Source organism: Sporolactobacillus laevolacticus DSM 442 (genome assembly GCF_000497245.1).
Lineage (GTDB): Bacteria > Bacillota > Bacilli > Bacillales > Sporolactobacillaceae > Sporolactobacillus > Sporolactobacillus laevolacticus.
This window is the reverse complement of record NZ_AWTC01000015.1, coordinates 62,764-77,268: the sequence shown is the minus strand read 5'-3', so window position 1 is coordinate 77,268 and position 14,505 is coordinate 62,764. Positions and strand designations below refer to the sequence as shown.

Here is a 14,505-nt window from a genome sequence, read left to right as displayed (position 1 = left end):
CACCAATCTCGGTTCTGATTTTCAAGGGCAGGGAGCTGAATCAATAAAGAACTTCTACGCGGCACAAGTCAATGTGGTGGATGCCTGGATGAGGTTGATCGACAAGCAAATCGCCTATTATCATGGCGTTGCCGGAACGATTGACGACAAAAATTTAGGCGGGAATACCCATGTTCAGGTGCCTTTTCTCGATGAGGACTTGTCCAGGGGCTATGTCCGGGCAAAGGAAATGATTACCGATCAGCGCGATGAGATCGAGAAAATCTTGGGTAGCATTTCCGACCTCGTGCCGATTCATGCTTTTTCCAATCACGACGTTGATCAAGGGCTTGATGCTGCCGAAGAAGAACGAGCGAAAATGGTGCTTGATGTTCAGGAACTCGATCAGAACCTGACCAATGAATACCGGCAAGTCACTGAGGATCTGCCAAATATCAAGGCATTATACGAAGAACTGATCCACGCTACCCGGCAAGGCGCCGATGTTCAGCCGATGCATTTTAACGCTCAAGCCTATCATGACAGCAAAATCTACAAAGTCCAGGACGAGATGGCGAAGGAAGCGCAAAAGTATCTCGAGACTAAGAGGCAACAGGAAAAAGCGAGAAAGGCTGAAAAAGAGAGCTCTACAAGCCTATNAAAGTATCTCGAGACTAAGAGGCAACAGGAAAAAGCGAGAAAGGCTGAAAAAGAGAGCTCTACAAGCCTATTCAATAGCCTTCCAATTAATCAAAAGATTGAGTTAATAAAGTTGGAATCGAACTATGGTGCCGGTGAAACCATAATGGATATGGTAAACGGAGTCGGCTATATGTTTCGACATCCAATCCGAACTGCCGAAGCGCTTATGCGTTGGAACCAGACTTCTGCATATCTTGCCCAAGGGATTAATAACTCTTTTGAGAAAAATATGGTTCATGGTGATCCATTGACTCGTGCGCAATGGATCGGCTACTCAGCAGCAACACTTGCTAGCTTCTTTATCGGAACAAAAGGAATGGACAAAGTGAGCAGAGCAGGGAAAGTCGCTGAGGTAGCCGAACTCACCGGCAAAGGATCAAGTGCTGTTAAAACAATAAGCAAGGTAGCGGGTAAGTCAGGTAAAATAGATGCTGGAGGGATGAGCGAAGAAACACTTCAAACTCTAATAGAAGCTGCCAAATCCGGTAATTTGCCATACAACGTGATCAATACTGCGAAGATTAAAAAGCAGTTAATGGTCACTGTTCAGGAATCGAAAAGAGACTATTCATACGATCTCGTGAGTCAGATTCAGAAGCAAAAAGAGGCTGCAGCATTTAAAATTAAAATCAAAAACGTTGGCAATAAGCCGGGCCGGTCAATGCCTGACGATGATCCTGAACAACTTGCTCGTATGTTTCAAACTCAAATAGCTGCCGCTAAGGTCGGTAAACTGCCGTACAACGTGATTAATACAGCGAAGTTAAGAAAACAACTGCTTGTCCTTGCCAAGGAACCCGGCGGAGACGGTGCATATAAACTCTTTGATCGGATCCAAAACCGAAAACAAGCTGTGGCAGTGGGGGAGGTTCATTGGGAGAAAAGTAATGCGGGTGAGAAAGTAAGCGAAGTTGTTAAAGAAATTAATGGAATAACAGTTCATAGAGGCAGATATGCAGATAGATTAAATGAATTACACAGTAAATATGGAAGAATGACATCATCTGAATTACACCAAGAAATAAATACACCTAAACTTAGAAGGATGTTAAAAGATTATAACCCTTCTGATATTGCAAGAAGTTGGCAAGGTGGAGACCCTTATTTTGGAAAAGATGTTTATACTGATAAAGTATATAAGAAGAGTAGCGTATTATATGCTGGAGAACCATTCCCTACAGGATATTTTACAACTAAAGAAGTATTAGATAGTGTTGGAATTGATGCACATGAATTATATGCTGGTTTACAAGTAAAACCTTATTGGGAAAAAGGGATGCTTAATGCTCTATATAGAGATAAGATGGTAGGCTACGAATTAAACGTTGATATGTCTGGAGCAAATGGGATAGCAAAACATAACCCACAGTTCGGTAAAGGTGGACTAGAACAGGTTTTTATACCAAATTTAAAAGAACTGATTCATAACAAGTATGTGAAGAGACTACCAGAAGCAGAAATAAAGTTGAGAAATATAGAAATGCCATTTAAAGAATATAAAGAAATCATAAAAAAAATTAAAGCCATGGGCGGAAAAGGATATTAAGGAAGGGAGAAATTATATTGAATGGAAAAGAAGAAAAATTGCTTGTGAAAAATATCAGTATTGATAAGCAATTAAATAAAAATGTATTTATTAATCATTTTAAGGATGACTTAATGCCATATGATAACAATGATGAGGTATTTATATTTAGTAAGAAACATAGCATTTATGACATGGAATTTTGGATAATAGTAGGATTTGAAAAAAATAACATTCAATATATAGAATTAGAAAATGCAGATAAAGATTTAACAAATAGTTATGCTAATTGGTCTAACTATAAAGTTAAATTAAAAAAAGAAAAGCATGATCAATGGTTAATGCAATTATTAGGTGATCCAGACATTATTAATGATAATGAAATAATCTATAACTTACCTTGGGGAATGGTCACATCTTATGTAGATCCTAGAAGTGGTAGCGTTTGTATAGCAATAAGATATAGTTATTAATTTGTACTCTCTATAATTTCATCTATTTTTTGGAAATATAGATTTGATGCATCAATAACGCAATAAGTTATTCGGCGTAGTTACTCTCCATGTAAAGAGGTTTATGAGACACCAAAAAATGAGCTTGGAAGTTATATTATAAAAAGCTGGAAGAGTGAATATAATATAATTTTAAATAATTTATTAAAATATGGTGATTCCTCAAATTAATCAAGTCCATTGTATATTAGACCTGTTAGATGAGTCACATGATATAGAATCTGAAGAAAAATTATTGGATCAAATTAGAAAAATAAACGATACATTATATCCACCACGAGGCGGACTAGATGAATTCTACATTTGGTCAGATGATTTTCATGAGAGAGTTAAATTAAATGAGCCATTAGATAATGCAAAGGATATTACTTGGAAAATACTAAACAAATAAGCAGCTAGTATTGTTTTGTGATCCCATTTGACAAGCAGATGAAACAGTCGATTCTGTGTCAAAAGGGGATCTGCTTCACTCTTTCCCAAATCAACAAAATAAGAAAAAAACAGTGATCGATAAGCTTATTCATTATCTGGAAAATGATCGATTTGATATTAAGGAAACGAGTTATGGTGATATTGAAGTACGTATTTCATATGATAACGTAGTTGATCAAGAAGTATTTTATTCATTAAAAGAAAACGGTGGAGAATTTACTATATTTCGAGTTTCTCGTGGAATATATCATAGGGTGATTACTTTAAAAAATAAATATCTTGCTTTTTTCTATTTAGGGGTACTGAGCAAAGATAGCATTGCAGAGGAAATACGACCACTTCCGGAAGCATTCGAATATATAGATGAAATTGCCAATGGAAATCTAAAAAAAGCGGAAAAAGTAACGAATAAGTATCTTTCAGCGGATCATTATGCAATGTTTCATTTGAAGAGAGAGTCTATCTGTATTATCAAGAAACAGAATGTATATATCGTTAATTTTGTCGATTGTGAAGGAAAAGCGCAAGTTATTAGTGACGATAATGATGAAATTGGATTAGGTATGATGGTATTATGTAATTACACTTGGTCACTAATGTGGCTGGATGAGTTAACTGATAAATGGAGTCCTGATAATAACAAAAAAACATTGGAATATTTAAAAATACAGAGTCATTTTTTGAATGTGAAAGAGGGCATTTGGCGCTTTCACAAAAAACTCATATCAATCTAAGGTGAGAAATCAAAATGAATAAGATTTCTATTAGTACGAATATGGACAGTAGTGAAAATTTGATCTACGAAGATTCTTCGTGTAGGGTATTTTGTAATGTTTCGGATTTTAGAGATACTACTTGGTGGGTTGCTATTATAGTAGTTATTGATAAAGCAAAGAATAAATCCGTTGTACTAACCAGTGAGAAATTATTAGAAGCATATAGACGAATTGCACTGGAGGTCAGTAAACACAGTATGGAAGAAATCTATACGACAAAATTTGGCTTTATAAAAAATGTAAAAGATATAGAACTAGAAAGACCATTGCTATAAAATTGGATTTAAATGTAAAATTATGTAAAAAGACCAGGTGACCGTTTATGAGACATAAAATAATGAACCGTCCTTCTAGCTGGGACGGTTTTCGTTTGCTTTAAGGGCAGAAGGTTCCTTTTTGTATCTTGTATTTAAAAACTATACTTTTGCCAATGGTTATGAGATTCGCATAATTGAGCAGCGATGAATTTCTTTTCCCTACATAGCTAGGTTGTCATTGCATGGAAAGGAGCGTTGACTCGGGTTTAATGAACATCAATTGAATAGCACAATTCTTATCAAGAGTGACGGAGGGAATGGCCCAATGAAGTCCGACAACCAGCAATATGAGATGCATGTTGTATGGTGTTAATTCCAGCAGTTTAACTGACAGATAAGAAAACAAGTACGGCCCGTCAATGTTTTCTTGTCTGAGAAAGCATTTTTTTATTTCTCAAAAGGACAAGGGGGAAATCATTTTGAAACGATTTCGCAATCTTACAATCTTTATTAGTGTACTATCTGGGGATTACGATGGGGTCGACTAAATAGGGAGATGTTCAAATATAAAAAGGAGGGAAAACAATGACAGTGCATGGAAAGAAAGTGGTTGCTTTTATCGCTCATCCTGATGATGAAACAATCTTTAGTGGTACATTGGCTAAACTAACTCATGAGGGGAATGATGTGTTAGTTGTGATTGCGACGAATGGAGATAAAGGGTCCCATGATCCTTCAGATACTACGGAACATGTTACTGCAGTTCGGCGCGCTGAAATGAGAAAGGCAGCGGATATACTCGGGGCTTCTGTCGATTGGCTCAATTTTTCTGATGGAACCTTGGCTTCCCGGGAGGAAGAGCTAAAAGAAACGGTTTTTCGAAAAATCAGGCAGGAACGGCCGGATATTCTGTTCACCTTTGATCCATTTAAAAAATACGACGTTCATTCCGATCATATCACGATCGGGAGGGTTGCTTCTGAAGCAGCTTACCTAGCTGACGGATTTGCTTACTATCCGGAGCATTTGAAAGAAGGGATTGAACCTTCGAAGCCCAAGGAAACCTATTTATTCAATCCCGAACAAGCCAATTATCCGGTCAATATCCGCGATACATTTGAGGTAAAAATTCGATCGGCGGAGCAACATGTCAGCCAGTTCGGTGACGGATCGTTTAAGGAAAACCTTCTAAACAGGATCAGATGGGAAGGCGGCCATGAGCAAGATCTGTATGTTGAATCTTTTCATAAATTGTTTTACAGTGATCTACTGATTTAACGGCAGATTCGGGAAAGCGGGCGGAGGGTTGGAAATAATTGAGATCAAGCGTGTGAATAATGAACGGAAATTGGACGAGATACTCGACCTTTGGGAGGACGTTTTTCTGGAAAACCGTATAGATGTAAAAGAACTTTTCCTTTGAATTGAGGAAGAGTTTTTTTGTTCTAATGGTCATTTTCTTGTTGTTGGACACTCAGAATGGTTCGCGATATAGTAATAATAAAAGTATTCTAAAAAGTTTTGCTACTCGAAACTCCTTTTGCGGGAAATGTTTCAGGCTTGCGATCAATTAGGATTCAACATGATCAGCAGATCCCAAGAAAGGCGTCTTGTGGAAAGCTTGCCCTCTGCATGTTTTCTAAGCATTCACTTGCTTCCAACGACTTTTACAAAAGGGCAATGCTCTAATCGCTTGTTAAGGAGATTATGTATGCATGATAACACTTAACAACTTATTCACTTTACCAGAATTGGAACTAATTCATTTGGTCGCCGGGAACGAGGGCATTAATCGGCCGATCTCGGGTGTCAATGTGATGGAAAGCGACAGTCTTGCTGAATTTTTCAAGGAAAATGAACTGTTGGTTACAACTGGGATTAATATCCAGATGGATGAGCAGAAACTGATCGCGATGGTACAGATGGCGTTCCATCGAAAAACATCTGGGATTATTCTCAATGTGGGACCTTACATTCCCTATATCCCGGAGCAAGTGATCGCATTTGCTAACGAGCATTGCTTTCCTGTATTTGAAATGCCATGGGTGTATCGGGTTGCTGATTTTGTCAAAATCACGGTTCAGTATTTGGCTGCTACCGAGCAGAAGGAAACCAAATCAAGGCATGCACTATCCGAGGTTTTGTTTCAGCCTGAACCTGATGCTGACTATGTTTCTAAGGCATTTACACAATTAGGGATTAAGACGGATCACGATTTTGCCATTATTGTGTGTGCGTGCGACAGTAAGCAGACGATTTCATCATCGCTGAGGTATGTAGCGGAAGATGAATTGTCGAGAAAGTATAAACTCCTCCTTTCTATGCATGGCAATGCGCAAATGATTTACTTGGTGAGTCGTTCGGAATTCAATGATTCGACTTTGCCGCTGAAAAAAATCATCGAGACCATTTATCAAAAATGTGAAGAGAAATTTGGAAAAACGCATTTGTCCATTGGCATGGGCAATGAATATCCACTCAAGAATCTGACGAAAAGCTATCATGAAGCGATGACTGTAATTCGATTGCATCAGCGTCATCCGGAATTATCGATTTATGAGTATAAAAAGATCGGCGCATATAAAATCATTATGGATGTCCGTGAACGGAATGTCATTGAGGCATTTCATCAGGAGTCCCTAGGGCTGCTCTATCGTTACGATCAATTGCATGAGACGGATTTTGTGCATTTTCTTCGTGTTTTTCTTGAAGAAGATGGGCGAACCGCAAACATTGCACGAAAAGAATTCATTCATCGAAATACCGTTCTCTATAAAATGAAAAAAATCGAGTCAATTCTAGGTACTGATTTATGTCAGCCTTTTGCGAAAACCAATTTGTCGCTGGCGTTCATGATTGAAGATTTGATGGATTAGAGGCTGTCTCAAACTCGATGTTCCAAATGGTTTTCGATCAGATCGTGCTGCTTTTTCGTAACGTAAATAAATAGAATCTCAAAGCGATTCGTGACAATGTCATGTCTATTTTTTGTTGAAAACATATAAATCTGAGCTGTTTAGTTTGAAATAGTCTTGACGGATGATGTTGTATCTTGTAAACTCAGAGTCACAAATGAATCATTCTTATCAAGAGTGGCGGAAGGACTGGCCTAATGAAGCCCGACAACCAGCATGGATGATGTATGGTGTCAATTCCAGCAGATGTAATCTGAGCGATAAGAAAAATAAGACGAACGGCTGTAGCGATTATTTTTCTTGTTTTCAAGAGAATGAATCGCTTTTTTCTTTTCAAAAAGTTGCTGCCGTCAGTGTCAACGAAGGAGAGAGGCATCATGAACTGAACATGAATTTTATTTTAATCAAAGTAAATTTATAGGATTATTAGTGTTATTAACAACTAAAAAAGAGACATATGGGGGAAGGACAATGAACAAAAAAATCGCTTTAGCGTTATTAGCATTTATTCTTTTATTAACGACAGCAGCTTGCGGGAACGGAGCTGCATCCACAAAGAAAAACACGGTAAAAGTCACGACTGTAAATGTGGGAACGGAAGGCGCGTATCCTCCTTACAATTATGTGGATAAAAATGGCAAGGCCGACGGCTATGATATCGCGGTCATGAGAGCGGTTGATAAGAAAGTTCAATCTCTTAAATTTAACTATGTACCGACAGCTTGGGACAGTATCTTCGTCGCTCTCGAATCTGGAAAATTTGACATCATTGCAAGTGATCTCGGCAAGAATCCGGAACGTGAAAAGAAATACTTGTTTTCGGAGCAGCCTTATCTCTATGGCAGTTCACAAATTATCTATAAAGCGGGCAGAACTGATATTAAATCGTTGAAAGATTTGTATGGAAAGACCGTCGCAGCAGGTGTTGGGACGAACACAACTACAGCTTTGGAACACTTCAACAAGGAGAACGGCAACAAAATCAAGATTAAATATACGGACGGAAACATTAACAACGCTTTGCAGGAAATTGATTCAAAACGTGTGGATGCAACGATCAGCAGCATCATTACAACGAAGCTCACAGCAAAGAAATTAGGCATTAAGATTGACGGAACAACAGCACCGGAACTTGGTATCAGCCCGATTCATTTGCTCTTCGTAAAAAATGACAAGGGAAGTAAATATCAAAAGTTGATTGACAAAGCACTCATTGAATTGCGCAAAGACGGTACTTTAAAGAAGTTATCTATTAAGTATCTAGGAAAAGACTACACAACTAAAGAATCAGCTGAATAACATTAAGTTCGTTTAAAGGGAAAATCACGTCACTAAACGTGTTTTTTCCTGTTGTAATAAGCTCATATGAAAAGCTTAGACTTGTCACTCTTTTCGTTAGCTGAACGATACTTGAATTGATGAAATAAGGGGGAAAACTGGATTTCCTCCTTATTTCGTCAGTTGGCCAATAGGCCGAAAAATTTAACATGGCTAGAGGAAAAGATAAAAATGGGAAAAATTTTTGATCCTGAATTTATGATTCGCTCATTTCCGGAAGTTCTCCAGGCCTTGCCGACGACTTTGTTCATCGCATTTGTTTCCGGGGTAATCGGGCTTGTGATTGCGTTCATTATCTCGTTTATTCGTTACGCGAACATCAAGATTCTCAGCCCGCTTGCCAAGGTCTATATTTCATTTATCCGTGGAACTCCGGATTTAGTTCAAATTATGCTTGTCTATTATGGCATTCCGCTTTTCCTTAAAGCAATCAACGAAAAATTTGGTACATCTTTTGATGTAAACGGTGTGCCGAGCATCGCTTTTGCAATTATCGCACTGGCGATTAATGCGGGGGCCTATATGTCCGAAACGATGCGAAGCTCGTTGCTTGCCGTAGATTCTGGGCAGCTGGAAGCATGCTACAGCGTCAATATGACACGTTTTCAGGCGCTTCGGAAGGTGATTATTCCGCAAACAATTGGCATTGCGATTCCGCCGCTATCAAACTCGCTGATCTCGTTGATTAAGGAAACGTCGCTCGTCTTTACGATTTCTATTGTAGACATCATGGCACAAGCCAAAATCGTCGGGGCGCGCTCCTTTCGATTTTTTGAGATCTATATCGTGGTCTCAATTATTTACTGGGTTGTCTGTGCTGTCGTCGCTTTTGCTCTCTCAAAAGTGGAGGTTTACGCACGTCGGTATGAAAGGAAAGTAGACTCGTGATCCAGTTGGAAAACATTACTAAGTCCTATAAAAAAAATCATGTACTGAACAATATTAATTTAACCATTAGTAAAGGAGAAGTGGTTACATTAATTGGTCCAAGCGGCGCGGGAAAGACGACTTTGCTCCGTCTGCTAAATTGGCTTGAAGTGCCTGATTCTGGAAAAATTACTGTCGCTGATGCGGCGATTGACGCTGCAAAATACACCAAACATGATGTGAGAAATCTGCGCGGCCAGAGTTCAATGGTTTTTCAGCATTACAATTTATTTAAGAATCGAACGGTTCTGGAAAATGTCGCGGACAGTCTGATTGTTGTATCAAAAATGAAGAAAAAAGACGCCTTTGAAAAAGCGGAAGCTTTGCTAAAAAAGGTTGGCATGAGCGATAAGCTACTGGACTATCCGGCGAATTTATCAGGAGGACAGCAGCAGCGCGTAGGTATTGCCCGTGCACTCGCCGTTGATCCGAAAGTGATGCTTTTTGATGAACCAACGAGTGCTCTGGATCCGGAATGGGTCGGCGAAATTCTTCATCTCATTAAAGAAATTGCTGCGCAAGGAATGACTATGATTCTAGTTTCCCACGAAATGCGTTTTGTTCGCAGTGTAGCGACTCGAATAATTTTTCTGGAACATGGAGAGCTTGTCGAAGATTCCAATCCTAAGGATCTTTTTGAAAAAAGTAAGAATGTGCGCACACAAGCATTTCTCCAAAAATTAACCTATGAGGAGGAATGAGATGACTCAACTTGAGTTAGGAACAGAAACCATACAGACTGCTCTGTCGTTATTTAAATGGTTCCATCGGCATCCGGAACTCGCCCTCAATGAGTTTGAGACTACCAAAAAGATTAGAGAAGTGCTTGAAAGCCATCGCATCGATCTTTTACCCAATCCTTTAAATACGGGCGTTTTTGCTAAGATTGGTGGAAAGAAGCCAGGTCCACTAATTGCGCTTAGAGCGGATATCGATGCACTGCCCATTGGTGAGGAATCCGGGCTATCGTATGCGTCGGAAACACCAAATCGGATGCACGCGTGTGGCCATGATTTTCACTTAACAAATTTGCTTGCAGCAGCGATTGAATTAAAGAAAATCGAACATCAACTTGATGGAACGGTTCTTCTTATTTTTCAGCCTGCCGAAGAAGCGGAACATGGTGCGGAGAAAGTCGTTAACACGGGGTTGCTAACCGACGTTGAAGCAATATTCGGTCTGCATGTTAATCCAGAACTCCCGACTGGTGTAATCGGCGTCAAAGTTGGCAATTTTAATGCTGCCGTCGATCGCATTTTTGTGACCTTTCACGGCAAGGGTACGCATGCTGCCCATCCGGAAAGCGGAAATGATGTGATCGTTGCAACGGGAGAATTTATTGTTTCAGCTCAATCGATTGTGAGCAGAAACATCAGTCCGTTTGAGCCTAGTGTCGTCTCCATTACGCATATTGAGTCTGGAAATACGTGGAATGTGCTGCCGAACAGTTCTCTTCTTGAAGGGACGGTTCGCTCCTTTGACAGTCAGGTACGTGCGAAAATAAAAGAACGCTTGCAGGAATTGGCGGATGGGATTGCCGCAGCAAACGGAATAACAAATGAATTTCGCTGGGTAGATGGTGCTCCGGCTGTGGTTAACGACCACCGATTGACAAAGATTGTTGAACGTGTGGCGAAGAAACAGGGTTTTGAGGTGACTGAACTGGATCCGAGTATGGGCGGAGAAGATTTCTCATGTTACCAGCAGATTATTCCGGGCACTTTCTTTAATGTCGGCGTCGGCTGCGCACATCCGGTTCATAACAGTAAATTCAAGGTTGATCCTGAAGCCTTTAAGACCTCGATCCCGCTGTTTGTCGCCTTAGTTAAAGCATATTTTGAGGGGAGCGCTTCTGATGGCCAAACGATTCTATCCTGATTTCTTTAATGATGTGTTCGGTCCTATTATGCAGCCAGGATCAAGCGGGAGCTTCGCCGGAACGAGCAGAGTGGGCAGAGTTGCGCATCACACAATTAAGTCGTCCCTTCTTCGTGCGAAAATTTCCTTTAATCCCAGTGACAAGCGGCATCTAAGGCATTTGGGAAATATGATGGATGACCGAGGCTATCTCGGGGGATTGCAGAATTTCGCTACTGATGATGTCCGCCTTTTTGATGCACATAAGCTTGCCCGAGAGAAGGGCATATCTTATGAATTTACAGCTTTGCCGGAAGAGAACGGTTATCCCGGAAGCGTGCAGTTTGACTTGGTCGGGAAAGATGGGGATACGAGCCAGTTGGTCGGACAATCGGTCGGCGGCGGAATGATCATGATTTATGAAGTAAACGGCTTCCAAATTCACTGGCAGGCAGATACCTTTGGCCTGCTCATTCACGATGCCGAGGGGCGCTATGCCGAACCGGTATCCAGTTTGATTGACCGCTTCCGTGAACAATATGTTGCCCACAAAGAATTAAAAAATAAACAAGGGGAGCGGGGCTATTTTATCGAATTCTCCGTTGCCATTCCTGATCACGACCTTGTTTCTCTGTTCGATGAAGAAGATTTTCTCTTGCTCCCTGCGCTACTACCGGTTGTCACAACGCTCAATCGCAAGCCGCAATTGTTTCAAACCGTTGATGAATGGATTAAGATTTCGCAAGAACGCAATCAAAGTTTTGTTCACACTGCTATTGACTATGAACGAGACTTTTCCGGGTGGAGCGAAACGGAGATTATTGCGTATTTTGAAAAAATTGCCGATATCTTGGATCATCAAATCCATGCATTAGAGCGATTGGGTTATGAAAACGTTCCGGATACGCCGATGCTGCCGATTTACGGACGGCTGTGGAACCGGTATAAACATAAATCTCATGCGTTGGTTGATTCACTGACCTCGCGTATTATGGATTATGCGTATTCAACGAATGCAAAAATTCCCGGAGTTGTCATCGTTCCGGGCCCTATGGGTACTGGCGGCGGCTATCTGTATTCCGCGCTTGAAGCCGTACGTGAAGCAAGAGGCTTCTCCCACGAGAAATTAGTGGAAGGTTTAATTGTCGCCGCTGGCTTGGGGGCGATTGCCTTTACTCATGCTCATGCTTCCGGAGAATCTGGTTGTGTCGGAGAATCCGGTGTGTGCTGCGCGATGGCTTCCGGTGCCATTACATGGATGGCGGGTGGTACTGGGGAACAGGTGCAGCACGCCGCTTCAATGGCTTTACAAGCGAATATTGGTATTCCATGTGATCCGATTCCCGGCGGTCTGGAGTTCCCATGTCTGACGCGTACCGTGCGTGCAGCAGTGACAGCGCCAATGTATGCCGACATGGCGCTCTCTGGAGTTGATCCATTAATTCCCTATCATGAAGTGCTCTTTGCTATTGAAAAAAACCGGCAAGAAAATCAAAAAGTAGTTAGCGGTCCTTTATGCGGTGTGAACTGCACGTTGACTGCGCAAAAATGTGCCTTATTCCTTAAGGACGAAGTAATGGGCGACAAGCTCAAATATATCGCACCTGCACAATAAAGGTGAATATAAGGATTTGAATTCTTATTGTCGCCGTTGAACGGTGATTGAATAGCATACTTCTTTCTATCGGGTCCATTCCGGCGCAAGTGTCGCTGGCATTTGATCGAAGATTTGATTAACGAAATAGTGCATCTGCTTTGTGCAGTTGCACTATTTTTTTCAGTTTAATTGTCATTGTTTTCAATTAATAAAGGTATATCATTAAATTATATTAATTCAGAAAATTGATGGGGGATGGCGGTTCATGGAACAAATTGATGATCGGCAAATAAAGGAAGACGATCGGCACTATGTCTTGCATGCCTGGTCAAAGCAAAAAGATGTCCAACCAAAAATCATCAAAAAGGCTGACGGCATTTTTTTCTGGGATGATTCGGATAAGAAATATTATGACATGTGCTCACAACTTGTTTATTTGAATGTCGGCCATAATCATCCGAAACTAATGGAAGAATTCAGGCATATCGGAGAGATTCCACTCGCTTCCCCAGGATTTGCTACCGCCTCGAAAGCGGAATTAGCGCGCAAGATCATCGAGGTTGCTCCCAAGAATATGGCGAAAGTATTTTTCGCTAACGGGGGTGCAGATTCAAACGATCACGCCGTGAAAATTGCGCGCATGGTCACCGGTCGTTATAAAATTTTTTCACGCTATCGTTCTTATCACGGAGCCACGTTCGGAGCCGGTAATCTTTCCGGTGAAAACCGTCGATTTACGGTTGAACCCGGACTCCCAGGATTTATCAAATTTGAGACGCCTTACTTGTATCGTGAAAAGGTTAAATTTGAAAATGAGGAAGCTGCGGCAGCTTTTTATTTGGATCGGTTGAATAGCCAAATCTTGTATGAAGGGCCGGATTCTATTGCAGCAATCTTCATGGAGACCATTCCGGGAAGCAACGGTGTCTTGATTCCACCGAAGGGCTACATGGAAGGTGTCCGTGAACTCTGTACGAAATACGGGATTCTGATGATCTGCGACGAGGTCATGTCGGGATTCGGGCGGACAGGAAAAATGTTTGCGGTTGATCACTTTGATCTTGAACCGGATATCATGACGTTCGCCAAGGGCGTGACTTGCGGATATAGTCCGCTTGGGGGTGTGATTGTCAGTGAAGAGGTTGCCAAATATTTCGATGATCATGTCTTGATGACCGGTCTGACTTATAGCGGCCATACAGTATCGACCCAGATCGGCTGTGCTACACTTGATATTTATAAAGATGAGGACCTAATTGAGCATGCGGCTGAGATGGGCAAGGTACTGGCGGCAAGGTTGGAACAGCTCCGTGAATTTGCCTCAGTTGGCGATGTTCGTCATATCGGGTTGTTTGCCGCAGTAGAGCTCGTCAAGAATAAGCAGACGAAGGAGCCAATTATTTCTTACGGGATGGACTACGGGAAGGATGCAGTCGGCTTAATGAAAAAATTTGTTGGTCTACTTATGGAACAAGGCTTCTATACTTATTCACATGAATCAAGTGTGATGGTTGCCCCTCCGCTGATCATTACCGAACAGCAAATCAATGAGGCAATGGATCTATTCGAGCATGCGTTGATGAAATTCGAAAGGGAAGATCTCTTTGCGGATCAGCCGCTAATGGCCAAATAAATATGCAGGGTTAACGGGAATCTTTGACCTGCAATGAAAGATATTTCCTTTAAAA

At 41.0% G+C, this 14,505-nt stretch carries 12 protein-coding genes and 2 riboswitches; all 12 genes read left to right on the top strand.

Features of this window, described 5'->3' with window-relative positions; all coding sequences use genetic code 11:
- The first annotated feature begins 43 nt into the window (after positions 1–43).
- The 12 genes from P343_RS0119100 (at position 44) to P343_RS32615 (ending at position 14,450) form a co-directional block, all read left to right on the top strand.
- Complete coding sequence (locus P343_RS0119100) at positions 44–2,227, top strand: T7SS effector LXG polymorphic toxin (RefSeq protein ID WP_422784818.1); 2,184 nt, start codon at positions 44–46, stop codon at positions 2,225–2,227.
- 17 nt (positions 2,228–2,244) lie between these two features.
- A complete protein-coding gene (locus tag P343_RS32675; RefSeq protein WP_023511109.1) occupies positions 2,245–2,679 on the top strand; it encodes a hypothetical protein in 435 nt (144 codons plus the stop codon).
- 485 nt (positions 2,680–3,164) lie between these two features.
- Entirely contained in the window at positions 3,165–3,884 is a 720-nt protein-coding gene (locus P343_RS32665; protein ID WP_023511108.1) for a hypothetical protein, read from the top strand.
- A 14-nt stretch (positions 3,885–3,898) separates the two neighbouring features.
- Complete coding sequence (locus tag P343_RS32660; protein WP_023511107.1) at positions 3,899–4,201, top strand: hypothetical protein; 303 nt, start codon at positions 3,899–3,901, stop codon at positions 4,199–4,201.
- A gap of 275 nt (positions 4,202–4,476) precedes the next feature.
- Positions 4,477–4,584: riboswitch (SAM riboswitch) on the top strand.
- Positions 4,585–4,768: 184 nt separating this feature from the next.
- Positions 4,769–5,461: a PIG-L deacetylase family protein gene (locus P343_RS32655; protein WP_023511106.1), complete on the top strand. Its 693-nt coding sequence runs from the start codon at positions 4,769–4,771 to the stop codon at positions 5,459–5,461.
- Positions 5,462–5,898: 437 nt separating this feature from the next.
- A complete protein-coding gene (locus P343_RS32650) occupies positions 5,899–7,059 on the top strand; it encodes a PucR family transcriptional regulator (RefSeq protein WP_023511104.1) in 1,161 nt (386 codons plus the stop codon).
- A gap of 204 nt (positions 7,060–7,263) precedes the next feature.
- A riboswitch (SAM riboswitch) is annotated at positions 7,264–7,365 on the top strand.
- 204 nt (positions 7,366–7,569) lie between these two features.
- A complete protein-coding gene (locus tag P343_RS32640) occupies positions 7,570–8,397 on the top strand; it encodes a transporter substrate-binding domain-containing protein (protein ID WP_023511102.1) in 828 nt (275 codons plus the stop codon).
- A gap of 210 nt (positions 8,398–8,607) precedes the next feature.
- Positions 8,608–9,324, top strand: a complete 717-nt coding sequence (locus tag P343_RS32635; RefSeq protein ID WP_023511101.1) for an amino acid ABC transporter permease — start codon at positions 8,608–8,610, stop codon at positions 9,322–9,324.
- Positions 9,321–10,064 carry an amino acid ABC transporter ATP-binding protein gene (locus P343_RS32630; RefSeq protein WP_023511100.1) on the top strand — a complete coding sequence of 248 codons (744 nt, stop codon included), beginning with the start codon at positions 9,321–9,323 and terminating at the stop codon, positions 10,062–10,064. The genes P343_RS32635 and P343_RS32630 overlap by 4 nt, the downstream gene beginning before the upstream one ends.
- 1 nt (position 10,065) lies before the next feature.
- Positions 10,066–11,241 carry an amidohydrolase gene (locus P343_RS32625; protein WP_023511099.1) on the top strand — a complete coding sequence of 392 codons (1,176 nt, stop codon included), beginning with the start codon at positions 10,066–10,068 and terminating at the stop codon, positions 11,239–11,241.
- A complete protein-coding gene (locus P343_RS32620; protein ID WP_023511098.1) occupies positions 11,219–12,835 on the top strand; it encodes an L-serine ammonia-lyase, iron-sulfur-dependent, subunit alpha in 1,617 nt (538 codons plus the stop codon). Before P343_RS32625 ends, P343_RS32620 begins: the two co-directional genes overlap by 23 nt.
- A gap of 247 nt (positions 12,836–13,082) precedes the next feature.
- A complete protein-coding gene (locus P343_RS32615) occupies positions 13,083–14,450 on the top strand; it encodes an aminotransferase class III-fold pyridoxal phosphate-dependent enzyme (RefSeq protein WP_023511097.1) in 1,368 nt (455 codons plus the stop codon).
- Positions 14,451–14,505 lie beyond the last annotated feature (55 nt).